This window comes from Saccharopolyspora oryzae, assembly GCF_027853915.1.
GTDB classification, from domain to species: domain Bacteria; phylum Actinomycetota; class Actinomycetes; order Mycobacteriales; family Pseudonocardiaceae; genus Saccharopolyspora; species Saccharopolyspora oryzae.
The window spans coordinates 21,552-41,952 of record NZ_JAQGLA010000048.1 but is presented as its reverse complement, the minus strand read 5'-3'; the positions used below and the strand labels follow the sequence as shown (position 1 = coordinate 41,952).

Annotated in this window: 19 protein-coding genes; 9 read left to right on the top strand and 10 right to left on the bottom strand. The window is 69.4% G+C overall.

What is annotated here, in order from left to right:
* Positions 1 to 1,076: 1,076 nt before the first annotated feature.
* Positions 1,077 to 2,861, bottom strand: a complete 1,785-nt coding sequence (gene dnaA / locus OU415_RS24375; RefSeq protein WP_270951499.1) for a chromosomal replication initiator protein DnaA — start codon at positions 2,859 to 2,861, stop codon at positions 1,077 to 1,079.
* A gap of 643 nt (positions 2,862 to 3,504) precedes the next feature.
* Here dnaA and rpmH point away from each other — a divergent pair.
* The 8 genes from rpmH to OU415_RS24335 all read left to right on the top strand — a co-directional run bounded on the left by rpmH (position 3,505) and on the right by OU415_RS24335 (position 9,012).
* The gene (gene rpmH, locus OU415_RS24370) at positions 3,505 to 3,648 is read left to right on the top strand and encodes a 50S ribosomal protein L34 (protein WP_270951498.1); all 144 of its coding nucleotides are present in this window, start codon (positions 3,505 to 3,507) and stop codon (positions 3,646 to 3,648) included.
* Positions 3,649 to 3,660: 12 nt separating this feature from the next.
* A complete protein-coding gene (gene rnpA / locus OU415_RS24365; protein WP_270951497.1) occupies positions 3,661 to 4,104 on the top strand; it encodes a ribonuclease P protein component in 444 nt (147 codons plus the stop codon).
* Positions 4,104 to 4,433: a membrane protein insertion efficiency factor YidD gene (yidD, locus tag OU415_RS24360; protein ID WP_270951496.1), complete on the top strand. Its 330-nt coding sequence runs from the start codon at positions 4,104 to 4,106 to the stop codon at positions 4,431 to 4,433. Before rnpA ends, yidD begins: the two co-directional genes overlap by 1 nt.
* A 5-nt stretch (positions 4,434 to 4,438) precedes the next feature.
* Positions 4,439 to 5,383 carry a membrane protein insertase YidC gene (gene yidC, locus OU415_RS24355; protein ID WP_270951495.1) on the top strand — a complete coding sequence of 315 codons (945 nt, stop codon included), beginning with the start codon at positions 4,439 to 4,441 and terminating at the stop codon, positions 5,381 to 5,383.
* Positions 5,384 to 5,415: 32 nt separating this feature from the next.
* Positions 5,416 to 5,949: a Jag family protein gene (locus tag OU415_RS24350; protein WP_270951494.1), complete on the top strand. Its 534-nt coding sequence runs from the start codon at positions 5,416 to 5,418 to the stop codon at positions 5,947 to 5,949.
* A 371-nt stretch (positions 5,950 to 6,320) separates the two neighbouring features.
* Positions 6,321 to 7,013 carry a 16S rRNA (guanine(527)-N(7))-methyltransferase RsmG gene (rsmG, locus tag OU415_RS24345; RefSeq protein WP_408641905.1) on the top strand — a complete coding sequence of 231 codons (693 nt, stop codon included), beginning with the start codon at positions 6,321 to 6,323 and terminating at the stop codon, positions 7,011 to 7,013.
* 101 nt (positions 7,014 to 7,114) lie between these two features.
* The gene (locus OU415_RS24340; RefSeq protein WP_270951493.1) at positions 7,115 to 8,011 is read left to right on the top strand and encodes a ParA family protein; all 897 of its coding nucleotides are present in this window, start codon (positions 7,115 to 7,117) and stop codon (positions 8,009 to 8,011) included.
* Complete coding sequence (locus OU415_RS24335; RefSeq protein ID WP_270951492.1) at positions 8,008 to 9,012, top strand: ParB/RepB/Spo0J family partition protein; 1,005 nt, start codon at positions 8,008 to 8,010, stop codon at positions 9,010 to 9,012. The genes OU415_RS24340 and OU415_RS24335 overlap by 4 nt, the downstream gene beginning before the upstream one ends.
* A 110-nt stretch (positions 9,013 to 9,122) precedes the next feature.
* Here the strand turns inward: OU415_RS24335 and OU415_RS24330 are convergent, their stop codons facing one another.
* Both OU415_RS24330 and OU415_RS24325 read right to left on the bottom strand, forming a co-directional pair.
* The gene (locus OU415_RS24330) at positions 9,123 to 10,073 is read right to left on the bottom strand and encodes a D-alanine--D-alanine ligase family protein (protein WP_270951491.1); all 951 of its coding nucleotides are present in this window, start codon (positions 10,071 to 10,073) and stop codon (positions 9,123 to 9,125) included.
* A gap of 82 nt (positions 10,074 to 10,155) precedes the next feature.
* Complete coding sequence (locus OU415_RS24325; RefSeq protein ID WP_270951490.1) at positions 10,156 to 11,481, bottom strand: aminotransferase-like domain-containing protein; 1,326 nt, start codon at positions 11,479 to 11,481, stop codon at positions 10,156 to 10,158.
* Between the two features lie 260 nt (positions 11,482 to 11,741).
* Between OU415_RS24325 and OU415_RS24320 the strand changes: the two genes are divergently transcribed.
* Positions 11,742 to 12,368 carry a GNAT family N-acetyltransferase gene (locus OU415_RS24320; RefSeq protein ID WP_270951489.1) on the top strand — a complete coding sequence of 209 codons (627 nt, stop codon included), beginning with the start codon at positions 11,742 to 11,744 and terminating at the stop codon, positions 12,366 to 12,368.
* 132 nt (positions 12,369 to 12,500) lie between these two features.
* Here the strand turns inward: OU415_RS24320 and OU415_RS24315 are convergent, their stop codons facing one another.
* The 7 genes from OU415_RS24315 to murJ all read right to left on the bottom strand — a co-directional run bounded on the left by OU415_RS24315 (position 12,501) and on the right by murJ (position 20,356).
* On the bottom strand, positions 12,501 to 13,649 hold the full coding sequence (locus OU415_RS24315) for an N-acetylmuramoyl-L-alanine amidase (protein ID WP_270951488.1): 1,149 nt from the start codon (positions 13,647 to 13,649) through the stop codon (positions 12,501 to 12,503).
* Between the two features lie 289 nt (positions 13,650 to 13,938).
* The gene (gene trxA, locus OU415_RS24310) at positions 13,939 to 14,265 is read right to left on the bottom strand and encodes a thioredoxin (RefSeq protein WP_270951487.1); all 327 of its coding nucleotides are present in this window, start codon (positions 14,263 to 14,265) and stop codon (positions 13,939 to 13,941) included.
* Positions 14,266 to 14,295: 30 nt separating this feature from the next.
* Positions 14,296 to 15,282 (bottom strand): thioredoxin-disulfide reductase, encoded by a 987-nt coding sequence (gene trxB / locus OU415_RS24305; RefSeq protein WP_270951486.1) that lies wholly within the window; start codon positions 15,280 to 15,282, stop codon positions 14,296 to 14,298.
* Between the two features lie 182 nt (positions 15,283 to 15,464).
* On the bottom strand, positions 15,465 to 16,265 hold the full coding sequence (locus OU415_RS24300; protein WP_270951485.1) for an anti-sigma factor: 801 nt from the start codon (positions 16,263 to 16,265) through the stop codon (positions 15,465 to 15,467).
* Entirely contained in the window at positions 16,262 to 16,870 is a 609-nt protein-coding gene (gene sigM, locus OU415_RS24295) for an RNA polymerase sigma factor SigM (RefSeq protein WP_270951484.1), read from the bottom strand. The genes OU415_RS24300 and sigM overlap by 4 nt, the downstream gene beginning before the upstream one ends.
* A gap of 63 nt (positions 16,871 to 16,933) precedes the next feature.
* Entirely contained in the window at positions 16,934 to 18,508 is a 1,575-nt protein-coding gene (locus tag OU415_RS24290) for a protein kinase family protein (protein ID WP_270951483.1), read from the bottom strand.
* Between the two features lie 99 nt (positions 18,509 to 18,607).
* Positions 18,608 to 20,356 (bottom strand): murein biosynthesis integral membrane protein MurJ, encoded by a 1,749-nt coding sequence (gene murJ, locus OU415_RS24285; protein ID WP_408641906.1) that lies wholly within the window; start codon positions 20,354 to 20,356, stop codon positions 18,608 to 18,610.
* Positions 20,357 to 20,401: the final 45 nt, after the last annotated feature.

Here is a 20,401-nt window from a genome sequence, read left to right as displayed (position 1 = left end):
CCCTTACTTCTCTTTTCTTTTTTCTTTTAGAAGAACAAATGAGAGCAGTAGTAGTAAGGGCTGTGAGTTGTGGGGACAAGTGCTGTTTGGGCTGGTCGGGTGGCGTGGCCGGATGTGGATGAGCACGGGATGTAACCGGGGACTACGACGACCGGGTGGTGGACAACTTCGACCCTCCCCCAGTTAGTCCACAGCTGTCCCCAGTTGTCCACACCTCCATCCACAGTTGGACCCCCCGGTTGTACCCACCCCCTGTGGTTTTCGGCGGTTCCACCGGTCAGGTTGTGGGCAAACCTGTGAGAGGTCTGTGGTCAACCCCCGCCCGGGCTGTGGGCAGACGGCGACAACCTGTGCACAGCTTGTGGATGGTTTGGGGAAAACTCCAGGTCGCGCCTGGGGATTCAGGAGATGTGGACAGCTCGGCCCTCCGTGGACTTTTCTGTTGACCAGGTGAGGCCAAGCCCACCCCGCCTCCCAGAAAAGTCAGCGCCCGCAACGCCTTCCGCGTGCGCGGAGCGCGCTCGACCAAGCGCGGAACGTGCTCATTTCCGCCCGGGATGCCCTCCGATCCCCGTGCCGGAGTGCCGTCGGGGCCTCCGGAGCCGTCGGTGAGCGGTCGAAGTTTTCTGTCGGAGGGGGTGTTTCGGGGTCAGGTGCCCCAGCAGAAAGGTTCGCGCGCTCGTCGGCGGGCTCCCGCCGCCGCCCAGATTGGCCCGCGGACCGTCGCGGCGGCCGAGGAACGGCGCTCCGCTGCGCGTCCGATCGAAGCCTGGCCTACCCCGGGCACCCGCGCGTCGCGGCGGGATCTTTCTGCTGGAGGGGGTGTCTCGCGCGAGGGTGGCCAGGCAGAAAAGATGCGCGATGCGGGCCGAGGGTCAGCACACCGGAGGGCTGGAGATCGCCCGGCAGCGGCCGACGCGGAAATCGGCCCTGAGAAGCCGTCTGGCGCCATCAACTCCGCCTCGGCAGGGGTCGATGCGGCACGGGGAGAGCGGCGAAGAGGGCGTGCGCGGATCTGCGGAGCCGGATGATCCGGGCGGGTCCGCAGCGCGAACCAGCCGACGAGCAGCCAAGTCCTACCGGGACTGCTGCTTGATCCGGGCGGTCAGCTCCTGAACGTGCTCGTAGACGCGGCGCCGCTCGGCCATCTCCTTGCGGATCTTCTTGTCCGCGTACATCACCGTGGTGTGGTCGCGGCCGCCGAAGTACTGGCCGATCTTGGGCAGCGAGGAGTCGGTCAGCTCGCGGCACAGGTACATCGCGATCTGCCGCGCCTGGGCCAGCGCCTTCGTCTTGCCCGGACCGCACAGGTCGTCCATCGTCACGCCGAAGTAGTCGGCGGTGACCGCCATGATCGTCGGCGCGGTGATCTCCGGGGTCTGCGAGTCCGGGATGAGGTCGCGCAGCACGATCTCGGCGAGCTGCAGGTCGACCGGCTGCCGGTTCAGCGACGCGAACGCCGTGACCCGGATCAGCGCGCCTTCCAGCTCGCGGATGTTGCGCTCGATGCGGGACGCGATGAACTCCAGCACGTCGGCCGGCGCGTTCATCCGGTCCTGCGCGGCCTTCTTCCGCAGGATCGCGATGCGGGTCTCCAGCTCGGGCGGCTGGATGTCGGTGATCAGACCCCACTCGAAGCGGGTGCGCAGCCGGTCCTCCAGCGTGCGCAGCCCCTTCGGCGGCCGGTCGGAGGACACCACGATCTGCTTGTTCGAGTTGTGCAGCGTGTTGAAGGTGTGGAAGAACTCCTCCTGGGTTCCTTCCTTGCCCTCCAAGAACTGGATGTCGTCGACCAGCAGCACGTCGACGTCGCGGTACCGCCGCTGGAACGCCACCTGGCGGTCGTCGCGCAGCGAGTTGATGAAGTCGTTGGTGAATTCCTCGGTCGAGACGTAGCGAACCCGCATGCCGGGGAACAGGCGCTGGGTGTAGTGCCCGACCGCGTGCAGCAGGTGCGTCTTGCCGAGACCGGACTCGCCCCAGATGAACAGCGGGTTGTACGCGCGGGCCGGCGCTTCGGCGGCAGCCACCGCGGCGGCGTGCGCGAACCGGTTCGACGAGCCGATGACGAACGTGTCGAAGGTGTACTTCGCGTTCAGCCTGGTCTGCGAGGTCGGCGGCGCGTGCTTCGGCGCGGTGAACGGCTGGCCCGGCTGGGGCTCGGCCGTCGGTTGCCCGCCGCGGCCGAAGGTCGGCCAGTTCTCGCCGCCGGTCTCCTCCGACTCGGGTTCCTCGGGTTCCGGCTCGGGCTCTTCGGCCTCGACCTCGGACTCCAGCGGCTGCGGGATCTCGCCGCCGGGCCACTTGAACTCGGCGGTCGGGAAGTCGATCTCGGGTGCCTGCGCGGGCTCGGGAGCGGCGTGCCGACCCGGCGCGTCCCCGCTGGGGACGACCGGGATCGAGCCGGTGTGCGCGGTGTTGCCGAAGCTCTCCGGCGGCCGGAAGCTCTCGGCCGCGGTGAAGTTCTCCGGGGCGCGTCCCAAACCGGGCGTGGAGAAGTAAGGAGCCGCGGTCGCGGGCTGCTCGCCGGTGGAGCTGCGGTTGCCGGTCCACTGCTCGGTCGGAGCGGGCGCGGCGACCGGTCGGGTCGGCGCCGGGACCGCGGTGTCCACCTTCACCGCCAGCGACACGTCCCGGCCGAGGCGGCGGGACAGGGCGTCGGTGATGGGATCGCGCAGCGCGCGCTCGATGGCTTCCTTGGCGAAGTCGCTCGGCGCGGCGAGCAGCGCAGTCCCGTCCAGCAGTCCGATCGGGCGGGTCACGCGCATCCACGCGCGCTGCTGGGGAGACAGGGTGCCGGAGGACAGCTCCTGCACCACCTCGCTCCAAACTCGTACGAGATCGGCCTGGTGGTCGGACACCGCCTTGCTCCCCTCCCCTCGTTCACGCAGCCCCAGGTCGTTGTCCCGAGGGCTGTTCCCAGAGTGCTCGGGCGCGGCGATATCACGCCGACGGCGGGGCCGAACTCCGGGGATCACCTGCACGGGTTAGATCTCCACAGAGTTGTCCACAACTTGTGTATGAAGGTACGGCAGTCCGCCGCGGTGTTCCCCCCTGGGGCCGTCGTACCCCTGCGACCGAGGTCGGAACGCCTCCGAGGCCGGTCTCCCACCTGCCGGCCGCGCATCGCAGAGGGGCAACCTAACAAGCTCGTGCAGCGGTTCACAAGCAAGTCCCGGAGGTTCCACCAAGATCGGGGTGTGGCAGCCTGTTCCCGGACCGGCCGCGCCCGCACCGCCGCCTGGAGTCGCCTCGGGGAGGCGATTCGGCGGCTTAGACCCACCCCGGTAGTGCGGCCCCGGAAGTCACTGCGTACCCTCGTACAGTCCCCGCTTTCCTGAGCGGGCATGTCACTGCGCCGGGAAATCGGCGTCGTGCGCCGCTCGGTACCGCCGATCTTCGCACGAATTGGCGACCGAGGCTCGGGAACGAACCCAGGGACACCTTGACCGAACCGTGGTTCACCGTGGCCATCGGTGCCTGTAGTAACCGGGAGATCCGACCGTGAGCAAGGGCAAGCGCACCTTCCAGCCGAACAACCGCCGTCGTGCACGGAAGCACGGCTTCCGGCTGCGCATGCGCACTCGCGCCGGCCGGGCCATCGTGGCCTCGCGCCGTCGCCAGGGCCGCGCGCGTCTTTCTGCCTGATCGCGTCCGGCCGTGCTTCCCGCGGCAGCCCGGCTGACCAAGAGCCAGGAGTTCCGCCTGGTGGTCCGTCGTGGACGCCGATCCGGGCGGTCCCGGCTCGTGGTCCACGCATTGCGTCCGGACCAGTCGCTGGAGTCCGCTCGGCACCGCGGCGAGGCCTTACCGGAAGCCGAGGCGAATACGGCACCCACCCGGAATTCGACAGGATCGACCCGGGTGGGTTTTGTCGTGAGCAAGGCCGTGGGCACGGCGGTGATCCGACACCGGGTCTCGCGCCGGCTGCGGCACCTGATGCGTGACCGCCTGGCGGCGCTGCCCGCTGGCACACTGGTGGTGGTCCGAGCCCTACCAGCGGCGGCCGATGCGTCCAGCCGCGAACTCGGCGCGGACTTGGACGCGGCGATGCGCAAGCTCCGCGTCCTCGCCCCCGATGGTCCGGCGACAGGTTCCAGGTGATGGCTCAGGACCAGCAGCACGACGAACGGCTCCGCGCGCCCGCACGGCGCCCGAGCCCGTTCGCCTGGGTGCTGCTCGGTCCGGTGCACGTCTACCGCAAGGTGATCTCACCGCTGCTGCCGCCGATGTGCCGCTTCTACCCGAGCTGCAGCGCCTACGCGGTCGAGGCGTTGACCACGCACGGCCTGCTCCGCGGTGGTTGGCTCACCCTGCGCAGGCTTGTGCGCTGCGGTCCCTGGCACCCTGGAGGGATCGACCCGGTGCCGCCACCTCGTGAGCGCACCGCGCGAACCCCTGCCCGAGCACCCGAGAAACCTGCCGAGGAGTAGCCCGCGTGCTGGACTTCATCTACTACCCGGTGTCGGCCATCCTGTGGTTCTGGCACAAGGTTTTCGGTTTCGTGCTCGACCCGGCCAGCGGTTACGCCTGGGCGCTGTCGGTCATCTTCCTCGTCTTCACGCTGCGCGCGCTGCTGTTCAAGCCGTTCGTGCACCAGGTGCGGTCGATGAAGAAGATGCAGGAGTTCGCGCCGCAGATCCGCGAGCTGCAGGCCAAGCACGGCGATGACCGGCAGAAGCTCGCGGCGGAGATGCAGAAGCTCCAGGCCGAGCAGGGTTTCAACCCGCTCAGCGGCTGCCTGCCGGTCCTGGTCCAGGTGCCGGTGTTCATCGGTCTGTTCCACGTGCTCAACGGCTTCAAGCCGGGGGCGCCGTCGAACTTCATCTTCGACGCCAAGGACGTGGAGTCCTTCGTGGCCGCGGACTTCTTCGGCGCGAAGCTGTCCAACACGATCAGCCAGGCTCCGGACGTGCTCGCGGCCTTCGGCACCGACCGCGTCGAGATGATGCTGGTGGGCGTGCCGCTGATGATCGCGGCCGCGATCGCCACCCACTTCACCGCGCGCCACAACGTGCAGCGGCAGACCGCTGACGCGGCGGCCCAGCCGCAGGCGGCCATGATGAACCGGATGACGCTGTGGATCTTCCCGATGTTCGCCATCATCGGTGGTCCGTTCCTGCCGCTGGCGATCCTGATCTACTGGCTGGCCAACAACTTCTGGACGCTGGCCCAGCAGCGCGTGGTGTACAGCCGGATCGACCGCGAGGAGGCAGCGCAGGCAGGCGCGCCCGCGGTCGTCGAGTCCACGGTCGTGGACGGCAGTCCCTCGGTGGACGCCGACAGCCGCAACGAGGACACGACGAAGGACCAACCCGGTGAGATCCCCGGGGTGATCGAAGACCGTTCTCGCGACACGGACAAGCCGGGCGAGACCCGGTGAGTCTGGCGCGAACCCTGGAGAGGAGACACCCAGTGTCCGAAACCGTGCAGGAGTCGAGCCCGGCAACGTCCGAAACCGCCGGCGACGAAGCTCCGTCCAACACCGAAGCCCTGCTGGTGCAGGAGGGCGACATCGCGGGTGACTACCTGGAGCGGCTGCTCGACCTGCTGGACTACGACGGGGACATCGACCTCGACGTGGAGGCCGGCCGCGCGATCGTGAGCATCGACGGCGGCGAAGACCTGGAGAAGCTCGTCGGCGGCCGCGGCCAGGTGCTGGAGGCGCTGCAGGAGCTGACCCGCCTCGCGGTGCAGCAGGAGACCGGCGTGCGCAGCCGCCTCATGCTGGACGTCGCGGGCTGGCGCGCCGGTCGCCGCCAGGAGCTGACCGACCTCGGCCGCTCCACCGCCGAGGAAGTCCTGTCGAGCGGCAAGGAAGCTCGCATGCGTCCGATGACGCCGTTCGAGCGGAAGATCATCCACGACGCGGTCGCGGCGATCGACGGCGTCCACAGCGAGAGCGAGGGCGAGGAGCCCAACCGCAAGGTGGTCGTCTTCAAGAGCTGACCGCTCCCCTCCCGCGACCCAATGCCCCCGTCCCGCCGGACGGGGGCATTGTTGTTTTTCGGGGCCGGATGGTGTTCGGTTGCCTTCTCCGGTCGTGTTTCACGTGAAACGGCTCCGGAGACAAAACGTCACCGTGACATAAGTCGTCGGTGTGGATGGATGCGGAAATCTGGTTGGATTTGAAGCTCTCTCCCCTGCCTGCCGGAGCGGGGCTCGTAGCGGCATCACGCGGGCCGTCGCTGTCGGCGCCCCGGAGTCACCGATCGGCATCCCCGGACGCGCCAGAAGGGGTTGTTGGTGATTGCGGAGTGCTATCCGGCAGGCTTGGTCGGAGATTCCTTGGTTCCACGTGAAACATCGGGGTGAATGCTTTGACCGAGCCTGCGGCGGCGCGGGTCGTGTTCGGTGATCGGCTGGACTTGGCCGAGCGGTTCCACGAGATGCTCCAGGAGCACGGGATCCGCCGCGGACTCATCGGTCCGCGCGAATTGGACCGGCTTTGGGAAAGACATCTGTTGAACTCTGCGGTTGTTGCGGAGTTGCTCCCACCGGATTGCCGGGTGTTGGACGTAGGCTCTGGGGCAGGGTTGCCGGGCATCCCGCTGGCGATCGCCCGCCCGGATCTCAACCTGACCCTGTTGGAGCCGATGGCTCGACGGGTGGCGTGGTTGCAGGAAGTCATCACCGAGTTGGAGCTCAACGTCGAGGTGGTGCGCGGACGTGCCGAGGAGGGTCCGGTGCGCGAACGACTGGCCGATCAGGACGTCGTGACCGCGCGTGCCGTCGCTCCGATGGAACGGCTCGCGAAGTGGTGCCTCCCCCTGCTGCGGCAGGGCGGCCGGCTGCTCGCCATGAAGGGCGAGAGCGCGGCCGAGGAGCTGGAGCGGGATGCCGCGGCGATCGCCGCGGTCGGTGGCGGTCGCGGCGAAGTGGTGTCGTGCGGTGTCGGTGCGCTCGAGGTGCCGACGACCGTCGTCGTGGTGGAGCGGGTCGCGGCGACCCGAAAAGCGTCCGGTCGGCGTCGTGACGATGCACGTCGAACGAGAAAGGATCGTGGACGGTGAATCCGGAGTCTAACGGAGCGGGTCGTGTTTCACGTGAAACGAAGGGCCGTGCAGTGGGCGGCATGCGGTTCCCCGCCGCGACAACGGGTGGCGATCCCGCGATGAGCTTCGGGAAGGACGACATCGGCTGGACCCCGATCATGGAGGAAGCCCAGCGGGCGACCCGGGTGCTGCACCCGGAAACGCTGGACCTCCCCCGGCCCAGCCACCGGCGTGTCATCACCGTCGCCAACCAGAAGGGCGGCGTCGGCAAGACGACCAGCACGGTGAACCTCGCGGCCGGTCTCGCGCTGCACGGTCTCAAGGTGCTCGTGGTCGACCTAGACCCGCAGGGCAACGCCAGCACCGCGCTCGGCGTCGACCACCGCTCCGGCAGCCCGTCGGTCTACGAGGTGCTGCTGGGCGAGATCAGCCTGTCCGACGCGGCTGCGCAGAGCAACCAGTCGCCGAACCTCTGGTGCGTGCCGGCGACCATCGACCTGGCCGGTTCGGAGATCGAGCTGGTGACGATGGTGGCGCGGGAAGGCCGGCTGAAGGAGGCGCTGAACTCCGAGGCGGTCAACGAGCTCGGGTTCGACTACATCTTCATCGACTGCCCGCCGTCGCTGGGCCTGCTCACGGTGAACGCGATGGTGGCCGCGCACGAGGTGCTGATCCCGATCCAGTGCGAGTACTACGCGCTGGAGGGCCTCGGGCAGCTGCTCAACAACATCGAGCTGGTGCAGGCGCACCTGAACCCCGCGCTGTGGGTCTCGACGATCCTGCTGACCATGTACGACGGCCGCACCAAGCTGGCCGACCAGGTCGCGGCCGAGGTGCGCGACCACTTCGGGGAGCTGGCCCTGCGCACGGTGATCCCGCGCAGCGTGAAGATCTCCGAGGCGCCGGGCTTCGGCCAGACGGTGCTGACCTACGACCCGGGCTCGCGCGGCTCGATGAGCTACCTGGACGCGGCCCGGGAAATCGCGGAACGGGGCGTCGAGAGGACGACGGAATGAGCGAGCGTCGAGGTGGTCTGGGACGCGGCATCGCCGCGCTGATCCCCAGCGGTCCCCCAGCGGGACCGGCGGGGACGGACGGCGCCGCGCTGCGCGGCACCAGGGTGCGCGGTGGTTCGGCATTCACGCCGCCGGAGCCGCCCGCTCCCGAGGTTTCACGTGAAACCAGCGGTGGTGAGGTCGCCGGCGCGGTCTACCGCGAGATCGCCATCTCCTCGATCACGCCGAACCCGAAGCAGCCGCGGCAGGTTTTCGACGAGGAGGCGCTGCACGAGCTGCAGCACTCCATCCGCGAGTTCGGCCTGATGCAGCCGATCGTCGTGCGGGAGCTGGAGACCGACCAGTTCGAGCTCATCATGGGCGAGCGCCGGTGGCGCGCTTCGCAGCTGGCCGGGCTGGAGTTCATCCCGGCGATCGTCCGCAAGACGCAGGACGACGCGATGCTGCGGGACGCCCTGCTGGAGAACATCCACCGGGTGCAGCTCAACCCGCTCGAAGAGGCGGCGGCCTACCAGCAGCTGCTGGACGAGTTCGGCGTGACGCACGACGAGCTGGCGGACCGGATCGGCCGCAGCCGTCCGGTCATCACCAACACCATCCGGCTGCTGAAGCTGCCGCTCGAGGTGCAGCGGCGGGTGGCCGTCGGCGTGCTCTCGGCCGGGCACGCCCGCGCCTTGCTGAGCCTGGACGACGTCGGGCAGCAGGAGGAGCTGGCGAAGCGGATCGTCGCGGAAGGGCTCTCGGTCCGGGCGACCGAGGAGCAGGTGACGCTCCTCAAGCGGGAGGCTCCGAAGAAGAAGACCGAGGCGAAGAAGCCGATCCAGTCCCCCGGCTTCGACCGGCTCGCCAACCGGTTGGCCGACCACTTCGACACGCGGGTCAAGGTCGAGCGCGGACGCCGGAAGGGGCGGATCGTCGTGGAGTTCGGCTCCGTGGACGACCTCGAGCGGGTCGCGGAGTTGATCTTGGGTGAACAGGCCCGCGGACTCAAAGAGGAATGACACCGGGGTCTTTTGTCACGGTGACGATCACATTCCGTGACTGAAGAGCGCGACAAGAAGGGCCGGTCTCCTGCGGGAGACCGGCCCTTTGTTTCACGTGAAACAGCGACTCATCGAGCTCGCGCGATCGCCCGCTCGACGAGTCCGGCGAAGACCTCCCCCAACGACCGGCCGGCGGCCTCGACCGCCATCGGCAGCAGCGAGGTCTCGGTCAGGCCGGGCGACACGTTGACTTCCAGGAAGTGCGGCGTGCCGTCGCGGTCGATGATCGCGTCGGTCCGGGAGACGTCGCGGAGGCCGAGCAGCCGGTGCGCGGCGATCGCGAGCTCGCCCGCGGCCGCCGCCGCTTCCGGCGAGATCTCGGCGGGCGCGTGGTAGCTCGTGAGACCGGCGGTGTAGCGAGCGGTGTAGTCGTAGACGCCGTCGGCCGGCTCGATCTGAACTGCGGGCAGCGCCTCCGGTCCGTCCGGCCCGTCGATGACGGTGATCGCCACCTCGGTCCCCTCGACGAACCGCTCGACGAGCACGGTGTCGCCGTAGGACAGCGCGCCCACCATCGCCGACGGCAGCTCGGCGGCGTCGCGCACCACCTGCGCACCCAGCGCCGAACCGCCCTGGTCCGGCTTGAGCATCAGCGGCAGGCCCAGCTTGGCCACGAGAGCGTCCAGGACGGCCTGAGCGCCCAGCTCGCGGAAGGTGGAGTGCGGCAGCGACACCCAGTCCGGAGTGGCCAGACCAGCGCGGGCGAGCTCCGCCTTGGCGGTCGGCTTGTCCCACGCCCGGCGGCACGCGTGCGGGCCGGTGCCCACGTACGGGACGTCGAGCATCTCCAGCACAGCCTGCACCGCACCGTTCTCGCCTTCACCGCCGTGCAGCGCGACCACGACGGCGTCCGGCCGCTCCTGCTCGATGCGGGACAGCAGTCGGGCGTCGGCGTCCCACTCCGCCACGGTCAGGCCGACCGAGCGCAGCGCCGCCGACAGCCGGCGCCCGGAGCGCAACGACACCTCGCGCTCGTGCGAAAGCCCACCTGCGAGCACGGCGACCCAGCGATCAGACACTCAACACACCCCTGGAAAGTAGTAGTCCACTGTGCACGGCGGAAATCCCGTGCACAGTGGACTGTACGGAAAACGGGAAGTACTAGGCGGTATCGGGCGACGGCGCCTGCGGACCCGGCACGCTGCGCTGCGGCACCGAACCGAAGGTGCGGACCAGCTCCATCTCCTCGGTCAGCGTGTTGGCCAAGCGGCGCACGCCCTCCCGGATGCGCTCCGGCGTCGGGTAGCAGAACGACAGCCGCATCTGGCGGCTGCCGAACCCACCGCGGTAGAAGCCGGTACCGGACACGTAGGCGACCCGCTGGGTCACCGCCCGCGGCAGCATCGCCTTGGTGTCCACGCCTTCCGGCACGGTCAGCCAGACGAAGAAGCCGCCGTCCGGACGCGTCCACGTGCACCCCGGCGGCATGTACTGCTCCAGGGCGCTGAGCATCGCATCGCGGCGCTCCCGGTACTGCTCCTGGAAGATCTTGATCTGGCCCTGCCAGTCGTGCGTGCTCAGGTAGCGCGACACGATCATCTGGTTCAGCGTGGGCGGGCACAGCGTCGCGGACTCGGCGGTCAGCACCAGCTTCTCGCGGATCGCGTGCGGCGCGAGGACCCAGCCGACGCGCAGACCGGAGGCGAAGGTCTTGGAGAACGAGCCGAGGTAGACCACGTTGTCGGCGTCCATGCTGCGCAGCGCGGGCAGCGCCTTCCCGTCGAAGCCGAGCAGGCCGTACGGGTTGTCCTCCACCACGAGGATGCCGTGCTCGGCGCAGATCTCCAGGACCTCCGAGCGCCGCGGCACGGCCAGCGTGATGCCGCCCGGGTTGTGGAAGTTCGGGATCGTGTAGAGGAACTTGATCCGCTTGCCCTGCGCGGTCACGTCCGCGATCGCCTGGCGCAGCGCGGCCGGGTCGAGGCCGTCGTCGTCCATCGCCACGTGGACCACCTCGGCCTGGTAGGCCGCGAAGGAGCCCAGCGCGCCGACGTAGGACGGGCCCTCGGCGAGGATGACGTCACCCGGGTCGCAGAAGATCCGGGTGACCATGTCCAGGGCCATCTGGGAGCCCGCGGTGACCATCACGTCGTCCGGGTGCGCGGAGATGCCCTCCAGCGCCATCACGTCGCAGATCTGCTCGCGCAGCTCCGGCACGCCGTGGGCGGAGCCGTACTGCAGCGCCACCTGCCCGTCCTCGGCCACCAGCCGCGCCACCTCGGCGGCCAGCGAGTCCAGCGGGAGCGCCGCCAGGTTCGGCATGCCGCCGGCCAGCGAGACCACCTCGGGGCGGCTGGCGACGGCGAAGAGAGCTCGGATCTCGGAAGCGGTCATCCCTGCGGTCCGCTCGGCGTAGTGCGCCCGGTACGCGTCGAGGTTGCGTGCGGGCTTGTCCGGCGGGGTCGGCTGACTTCCGTGATCCGTCATATCGCGCTCCGATTTCGGTTGTGCGCACTGTTCGTCCTGGTCGGGCCAGAAACGATTCCGGCGATTCTATAGGGCGTATCGCTCCGACCCACCCCGGATGTAACCCAGACCTCTCACAAACTGACTCGTCGGTAACTCATCTCACCCCATCGAGTCGCTGTCCGTGCTCGGCGGAGCTTCCGGTGTCGGGGCGCGGGCGCTTATCCTGGCCACATTCCCGCCTGCGGTGCGGGTTCGTGCGGGTCTTTCCAGGAGGTCAGGTGTCGCGACGCGTCGTCGGCGTCACGCTGGACAACCTCGACCACCTGCCCAAGCGGTGTCGTCGGTGCGTCTTCTGGGAACTCGCGCCGCACATCCGGGAGCAGGCGGAGGAGTTCGGCGAGACCGAACTGGAGAAGGAGGCCTGGGTCTCCAGCGTGCTGCTGGAGTGGGGCTCCTGCGGACGGATCATCTACGTCGACGGCGTTCCGGCCGGTTATGCGATGTACGCCCCGCCGGCCGCGGTGCCGCGCGCTGCGGCGTTCCCCACCGCGCCGGTCAGCGCGGACGCCGTGCTGATGACCGCGCTGCGCGTGCTGCCGGAGTTCGAGCACAGCGGCCTCGGCCGGGTCCTGGTGCAGAACGTCGCGAAAGATCTGACCCGACGCGGGGTCAAGGCCGTCGAGGCCTTCGGCGACCTCCAGGGAGCCGCTGAGAGCTGCGTGATCCCCGCCGGGTTCCTGCAGCAGGTCGGGTTCAAGACGGTCCGCCAGCACCCCAAGTGGCCCCGGATGCGGCTGGAGCTGCGCACGGCGATCTCCTGGAAGGAAGACGTCGAAGCAGCCCTCGAGCGCCTCCTCAGCTCGGTCACCATCAAGACGGCGGAACCGGTGATCGGCGGAGCCTGACCCGTCGACAGATCACCAAGTCGACAAATCCCCACCCGAAACTTCCGTCATGCGGAAATCAGCTCTCATCGGGTGCAAATTCAATGGAAATCAGATGTCCAATTTCCATTGAATTTGCGTCGAACCAGGGGGTCAGGCGCCTTCGGCTCGGGCGAGCTCGTGGCGGAGGAGGTCGTCGAAGGTGAAGGTGCCCGTCGGCTGGTCGTCCTTGCCGAGCAGGTAGAGGCGCTTCACCGCGACCAGCAGGCCCTCCGCGATCACATCGCGGAACGCCGGGTCGAGCAGGCGGGAGCGGTCGCGGGCGTTGGTCAGGTAACCCAGCTCCATCCGCACCGCGGGCATCCGGGTCAGCCGCAGCACCTCCCAGGTCTTGGCCTGGGTGTGGCAGTCCTGCAGGCCCGTGCGGGCGACGATCTCGCGCTGCAGGAAGCCCGCCAGGGCCTCCCCCACGGTCGACGTCGTGCCGTTGCCGGTGCCGAAGTGGAAGCTCGCCACGCCCTCGGCCAGCGGCGAGGGGTTGGCGTCGATGTGCAGGGACAGGAACATGTCCGCCCCGGCCTCGTTGGCGAACAGGGCGCGATCGGCGTCCGGCGGGCAGGCGTTGGGCCCGCGGGTGATCAGCGCTTCCATGCCGGTGGCCACCATCCGGCCCTCCAGCCGGCGGGCCAGGTCCCAGGTCAGGTCGGCCTCGCACACGTCGCCGATGCAGGCGCCGCGGTCGGCACCGCCGTGGCCCGGGTCGATCACGATGCGCTTGCCGCGCAGCCGTGGCCCGGCGCGCCGGACCTTCTCCTGCTCGCGCAGGTACACCGGCCGCCCGCCGCGGACCTTCGGCGCCAGCTGCCGCAGCGCGCGCAGCGTGCCCGGGCCGCAGATGCCGTCCGGGTTCAGGCCGTACTCGCGCTGGAAGCTGCGCAGCGCCTGCTCGGTCTCGCGGCCGAAGATGCCGTCCGGGCGGCCCGCGTCGAAGCCCAGCTCCAGCAGCCGCTCCTGCAGCGCGAACACGTCGTCGCCGCTGATCGGCTTGGACACCAGGAAGGCCAGCGACCGGTCGCCGAGCCGCCAGCGGGCCTCGGTGAGCGCGCGGTAGGTCGCCGGGCCCACGATGCCGTCGGTGATCAGGCCGCGTTGTTGCTGGAAGACCCGGACCGCCTGTTCCACCGCGTCGTCGAACAGCGCCGGATCCGTCCGGCCGTTGGCCGCCAGCAGACCCAGCGCTGCAAGGGTGTTCCTGATCTCGGCAACGGCCGGACCGACGTCACCGCGGTGGAGCAGCTGCATGCACTCCTCGCTCGATTCAGGCGCCGGTCGGACCGGCGCGGAGGATGGTCGGGTGCAACCCGATTTCGGCCTTCGCGTGGCGGGCCGTTCCAGACGAACCCGTCGAGTAATTGTGCCTTGTGTGCCCGGACTCGGCGCTGCGGCCCAGCGCCACCGGGCGGACGTGCGACAACGGTCCGTGGGTGCGCGATCTCTCCTGGTGCGCAAAAACACGATCCCGCCGTCCTGAACGTCATATCGACAGGACGGCGGGACCGCGTTATTCGGTTGCGTCAGATGGAGTCCGAATTCACAGGACGTCGGACAGGTCGGACAGCAGCGCGGCCTTCGGCTTGGCGCCGACGATCTGCTTGACCGGCTGGCCGTTCTGGAACAGGATCAGCGTCGGAACGGACATCACCTGGAAGTCGCGCGCCACGCTCGGGTTCTTGTCGATGTCGAGCTTGGCGACGGTCAGCTTGTCGCTGTTCTCGGAGGCGATCTCCTCGAGGACCGGGGCGACCATCTTGCACGGGCCGCACCAGGTGGCCCAGAAGTCCACCAGGACGGGCTTGTCGCTGTCCAGGACGGTGCTCTTGAAGCTGTCGGCGTCCACGGTCACGGTGTTGTCGGCCATGTCATCTCCCTCGGGGGTCGGTCTGCTGGGTCAGTGGGCCGAGCCGTAGCCGCCGCCGACGAGCTCGGTGGCGACCTCAGCGGTCGGCGTGTCGTGTTCGGCGAGCCAGCGCTCGGCGTCGATCGCCGCGGCGCAGCCCGACCCGGCGGCGGTGATGGCCTGCCGGTAGGTGTGGTCCACCAGGTCGCCCGCGGCGAACACGCCGGGCACGCCGGTGTGCGTGGTGGGCTGCTGGACCTGCACGTAGCCCTCGTCGTCGACGGTGACCTGGTCGCGCACCAGCTGGCTGCGCGGGTCGTGGCCGATGGCGACGAACATGCCGGTCACGTCCAGGTCGGAGGTCTCACCGGTGACGGTGTCGCGCAGCTTGAGGCCGCTGACGCTGCCGTCGCCGACGACCTCGGTGACCGCCTTGTTGGTCAGCCACTTGATCTTGTCGTTGGCGCGGGCGCGCTCCAGCATGATCCGCGAGGCGCGGAACTCGTCGCGGCGGTGGATGATCGTCACCGACCGCGCGAAGCGGGTCAGGAACGTGGCCTCCTCCATCGCGGAGTCGCCACCGCCGATCACGGCGATGTCCTGGTCGCGGAAGAAGAACCCGTCGCAGGTCGCGCAGGCCGACACGCCGTGGCCGAGGAGCTTCTCCTCACCCGGGACGTTCAGGTAGCGAGCAGCGGCGCCCATGGCCAGGACGACGGCCTTCGCGCGGTACTCCACGCCGTTGGCCAGCACCGTCTTGATCTCGCCCTCGAGGTCGAGGCGCTCGACGTCCTCGGCGCGCAGCTCGGCGCCGAAGCGCTCGGCCTGGGAACGCATCTGCTCCATCAGGTCGGGACCCATGATCCCTTCCTTGAAGCCCGGGAAGTTCTCCACATCGGTGGTGGTCATCAGCGCACCACCGAACTGGGTTCCCTCGAAGACCAGTGGTTCGAGCTCCGCCCTCGCCGCGTACACCGCTGCGGTGTACCCGGCCGGGCCGGAGCCCACGATGATCACGTTGCGGACGTCGCCAGTCACCGCGCCCCTTCCGTCGTAGCGTTCCCGCCGCGCTCGGCGCGCGACCGTATCCGGCTCAACGCGATCCTATTCGGCTCTGTTCCCGATCACGGGACGCCGTGCCCCAGGGCACACGAGCACGGCGAAGAGGACCACGGTTCCAGCGGGAATCGTGGTCCTCGCGCACATGCCGATCTACGCGGTCAGCCGCCGAAGGTGCTGTCGGAGATCTTGGCCGGGTTGTCCGGACCGCAGTCCGGGGCGACCGCTAAAAGCCGGAACTTGCCCGTTTCGCCGCCTGGTAGGACCAGCAGCTGGGCGGGCTTGCCGTCGAGCGTGATCTCCCGCGCGCCGAGCGGTTTCCCGCTGCTCACGCCGTTCGCCTGCAAGCAGCCGAGCAGTTGCTGCGGGTTGTTCAGCGCGCCTTGGTACTGGCGGCTGGAGAACACCTCGGCGAACTGCTGGCCGTTGAGGTGGACCTGGTCGCCCTGCAGCGCCAGCGGCGGCTTCTCGCCGGGCGCGGAGGACGTCGGTGGTTGTGCTTGCGGCGTCCCGACCTCGGTGCTGCTCGGCATCGCCGCGAACACCACGGCAGCGGCTGCTGCAGCGACGCCGACGAGTCCGGCGCCGAGCGTGAAGCGCCGCCTGCGGCGCTGCTTGGCCGCCGCGAAGTCGATCACCTGAGCGCCCTGCTCGGCTGCCGGAGCAGCCGGCGCAGCAGCGTGCTGCTGCTGTTCGGCCCACGCCCGGACCTCGTTCTCGAGCGCGGCATCGATGCGGGCCGACACGTCGTCCGGGATCGTCAGCGGCGGCAGCTCGGCGAGGTCCTCGCTGGTGGCGTCCAACGCCGCCAGGATCTCCCTGGCCTCCGGGTCGTCCTGGACCTGGCTGCGGAGCTCATCGGCGGTCTGCTCGTCCAGCACCCCGGCGTGGAGATCGGCTAGCAAGTCCAGGGACCACGGTGGACCCTGCGGCGCCCCCGTGCGCCGGTCTTCGCCACTCATCGTCCCTCCCGTCGACGCATGGCCATCGCGTCATCTGGGACGTTCGCATCTGCACTTGGGTTCCGCAGGTGTCCCAGAAGTTTGGCGAGCTTGCCCCGCCCCCTAGCGCACCGGCTCTTCACGGTGCCTTCGGCAATGCCCAGGATCGACGCGGTCTCGGACACCGAGTAGCCCTCGACGTCCACCAGCACGATCGCCGACCGCTGGTCCTCGGGGAGCTCGGCGAGGGCGTCCTGGACGGCCATCTTGGTGTCCTGCTCGGCGATGGCGTCGCGGGGCACCGCCGGTTCGGCGGGACCGGTCTCCGGCAGCGGCACGGTCGGGCGGGCCTGCCTGCGCCTGATGCGGTCCAGGCAGGCGTTCACCACGATCCGGTGCAACCAGGTGGTCACCTGGGATTCGGCTCGGAACGACGAGGCGTTTCGGAAGGCCGAGATCATCGCGTCCTGAAGGGCGTCGGCGGCGTCTTCGTGGTCGCGCATGGTGCGCAGCGCAACAGCCCACAGCCGATCCCGATGCCGGCGGAAGAGCTCGGAGAACGCGTGCGGATCTCCGCTGGTATGCGCCGCGATGAGTTCGGCGTCCGATCTCACGGGGACAGACACGGTTCAGCACTTTACTGATCGTGAGTTCGAACGTGGGCCGCAACCCGTGTTCGAACTCACGGATCAACCCGCGCTGCCGTTGGCCTTCACCTCGTTGATCTGGGCGACGAACTGACCGCCGTTGGACGGCAGCTGGGTGATCAGCACCAGGATCTCCGACGACGGGGAGTCCGGCTGGAGCTTGATCGTCGTCTCCCCCGCCTTCAGGTTCCCGGAACCGATCACCTTGGTGTCGTTCAGGTTCTGCGTGCCGTTGACCTGCCGGACCTCGACCTTGGCGCCCGCGCTCGGCGAGTCGATGACCAGGTCCTGCAGCACCGACGGGTGGGCCAGCGTGAGCACCGCGCCGGTGCCGTCGCTGATGCCGCCCGGGCCGAGCTGCTGCCGGTAGTTCGACGTCGCCCAGTAGGTGCCCGGGTCGCCGTCGAACAGGTACGGGATGCGGCTCGGGGTGTCCGGGGTGCCGTTGGTGTTGTACGGGACCGCGTTGGTGATCTGCACCGGGGTCGCCGGCGGCGGTGGCGGCGGCTGCTCGCTGCCCGGGTGGTTGCCGGACTCGCCGATGACCTCGCCGGTGCCGCTGTTGCGGTTGGACTCGGTGAAGATGCCGATCAGCGAGGTCGCGATCCAGGCGACCACCAGCAGGGTGGCCACCGCGAGCACGCCGACGCTGATCATCAGCTTCCTGCGCTTCTCCGCGTCCGGCTTGGGGTCCTCGCGCCGCCAGACCTCGTTGTTCTCGCTGCTGCTCGAACCGTTCTGCCCGGCGGTGCTGGGAGTTTCGAAGGTGGCGTGCTGCTCCAGGACGCGCAGCACCGCGGCACCGGTGCGGACACCGCCGGTGGTGCCGGTGGAATCCGGATTGCCCAGAGCGCGCACCGCCACAGTGGACAGCTCGAGCGGCACGGTCGGGCGCAGCGTGCGCGGCGCGACCATCGTGCCGTCCGGTCCGGTCGGGGCGACCGGCAGTCCTTCCGGCGCGCCGTCGAGCGCCCACCGGCCGGTGAGCAGCAGGTACAGCGCGGCACCGAGGCCGCGCACGTCGTCGCTGGAGGTGGCCTGGGCCATCGGGCCGGGGAAGGCCATCCGGATCTCGCCGTCCGGCGTCACCCGGATCCGCTGCGGGTGGTCGGCGCCGAGCACCAGACCGGCGTGGTGCGCCGCTTCGACGGCGGCGGCCAGCGGCTGCAGCAGGCGGGCCGCGGTGCCGGGCGGCAGCGGGCCTTCGGCGACCAGGTCGAGCAGGTCGGTGCCGTGCGTCCACTCGGCGATCACGATGCCGAGGACGCCGTCCGGGTCGTTCGAGTTCTGCGTGACGACGTCGAGGACGCGGGCCACGCCCATGTGGTTGAACGTGCTGGCGTGCATCGCGCGTTCCAGGGTGCGCCGCGCGTTGGACGCCGCTTCGGCGTCCGAGCGGTCGCCGACCAGGATGGTCAGCGCGACGTCGCGACCCAGCACGCCGTCCTTGGCGCGCCACAGCTGCGCGTTGCAGCGGTTGTCGGTACCGACCTGGGAAAGGAGTCGGTACCGGCCGTGGTCCAGCACGCGACCCGGGGTCAGCTCCTGCTCGGCCGAACCCTCGTCGCCGGAATCGTCGCGGTCCGCAGCGATCTGCTCGGTGGGTTTGCTGGTCACCTTCCCTCTCCCGCTCCTCCCGGTCCGCAAGGGGGTGCGTACCACCCCTCTTCCCCGCACAGGAGGAGACTTCGACTCCGAGGGTACGTGACGCGAAAGTCAGCGACGACGCAGCAAACCGGTGAGCCGCCCGATGGCGGGCTGGAGTTCGGCCACTCGCAGCACCGACATCAGGCCGAAGATCGCCGCGAAACCGACCACTGTGCCCACCAGGAGCTGCAGCCAGCCGGTGCCGGCGCCGGCTTCCCCGGGGATCAGCGCGTCCACGCCGACCACGCTGCCCCAGCAGAGCAGTCCACCCGCGACGGAGGCGGTCAGCGTCTTCGCCAGCGTCTTGAGGAATCGGCGGCTGCCCAGCGGGCCGAGCCGGTTCCGCAGCCAGATCTCGCCGACCAGCCAACCGACGATGAAGGTGAACGAGTTCACGAAGGTAAGCCCGAACACCACCTGGTCGGGGGCCAGGAACACCGGCAGCGCGAAGGCCATCAGCACCTTGGCGGCGGTCATCACGACCATGATCAGCGTCGGCGTTCGCGCATCGCTCAGCGCGTTGAACGTGCGCATCTGCATCATCGTCAGCGCGTAGGGCAGGACGCCGAACGCGGAGACGGCCAGCGCGAGGCCGAGCGTGTTGGCCTGACCGGACATGTCGGACTTCACCGCGAACAGCGCCAGCGACAGCGGCACGCCGAGCGCGGTCATCACCGCGCTGACCGGCAGAAGGGTCACAGTGGACAGTCGGTTGCCCAGCGAGAGGTCGTCGATGACCCGCTGGTGGTCGCCGTCCGCGGCGGCGGCGCTCATCCGCGGCAGGATCGCGGTCATGATCGAGAAACCGATCACGCCGTAGGGCAGCTGCAACAACATCCACACGTAGCTGTACGTCGACCAGGCGCCCTGGGCGTTCGCGGTGGCCACCCGGCTGAGTGCGACCAGACCGATCTGGCTGATCGCGACGTAGCCGAGCATCCACAGCGCGAGGCCGCCGAACTCGGAGAGCCGTCGGTCCCAGCCCCAGCGCCAGCGCATCCGGAACCCGGTGCGGCGCAGCGCGGGCAGCTGCACCAGCGCCTGGCAGACCACGCCGAGGGTGACGCCGACGCCCAGCACGAGCACCTGCGGGTCGGTCATCGAGACCGGGTTCAGCGAGATCTCGCCCGGCATCAGCGCGAGCGCGCCGATGGTGGCGATGACCACCAGGTTGTTCACCACCGGCGCCCAGGCCGGCGGGCTGAAGATCTGCTTGGCCTGCAGGATCGCGCCGACCAGGGCGCTGATCCCGTAGAAGAAGATCTGCGGCAGCAGCAGGTAGGCGAACGCGGTGACCAGGTCCCGGTTCGACTCGTCGGAGTCGGAGACCAGCGCCACGGTCAGCAGCGGCGCGGCGATCATCGCCAGCAGCGTGCCGGCGGCCAGCACCACGGCCGCCAGCGTCATCAGCTGCTGCACGAACCGCTCGCCACCGTCGGAGTCGCCCTTGCGGGCGCGCACCAGGACCGGCACCACGACGCTGGTCAGCACGCCGCCGATGAGCAGCTCGAAGAGCATGTTCGGCAGCGTGTTGGCCACGTTGAACGAGTCGTTCTCGATGCCGAAGCCGATCACGCCGGCCAGCATCAGCTTCCACAGGAAGCCGGTGATCCGGCTGGTCAGGGTCGCGACGGCCATCGAACCGCTGGCCTTGAGCAGCGACGGCTTGCCCTTGCCCGGCGAGACCGGGCGGATCACCTGGGTCTGCTCGGTGGCCTGCTCCGCGGCCTGGTCCATGCCGGGTTCCGGCGGGACCGCCGCGATCGGCTGGGTCTCGGCGACGTGCCAGCCGCGGCGAGTGTTCTGCGGGGTCGCCATCGGCGGTGCGGGGCGCGGCTGGGCGGTGTCCGGTCGCCGGATCGG

Coding starts and splice junctions, on each gene's coding strand:
- murJ (WP_408641906.1), bottom strand. CDS start 20,356: ATGGCGACCCCGCAGAACACTCGCCGCGGCTGGCACGTCGCCGAGACC.
- OU415_RS24335 (WP_270951492.1), top strand. CDS start 8,008: ATGAGCGAGCGTCGAGGTGGTCTGGGACGCGGCATCGCCGCGCTGATC.
- trxA (WP_270951487.1), bottom strand. CDS start 14,265: ATGGCCGACAACACCGTGACCGTGGACGCCGACAGCTTCAAGAGCACC.
- OU415_RS24315 (WP_270951488.1), bottom strand. CDS start 13,649: ATGCAGCTGCTCCACCGCGGTGACGTCGGTCCGGCCGTTGCCGAGATC.
- OU415_RS24300 (WP_270951485.1), bottom strand. CDS start 16,265: ATGAGTGGCGAAGACCGGCGCACGGGGGCGCCGCAGGGTCCACCGTGG.
- OU415_RS24340 (WP_270951493.1), top strand. CDS start 7,115: ATGAGCTTCGGGAAGGACGACATCGGCTGGACCCCGATCATGGAGGAA.
- yidD (WP_270951496.1), top strand. CDS start 4,104: ATGGCTCAGGACCAGCAGCACGACGAACGGCTCCGCGCGCCCGCACGG.
- OU415_RS24325 (WP_270951490.1), bottom strand. CDS start 11,481: ATGACGGATCACGGAAGTCAGCCGACCCCGCCGGACAAGCCCGCACGC.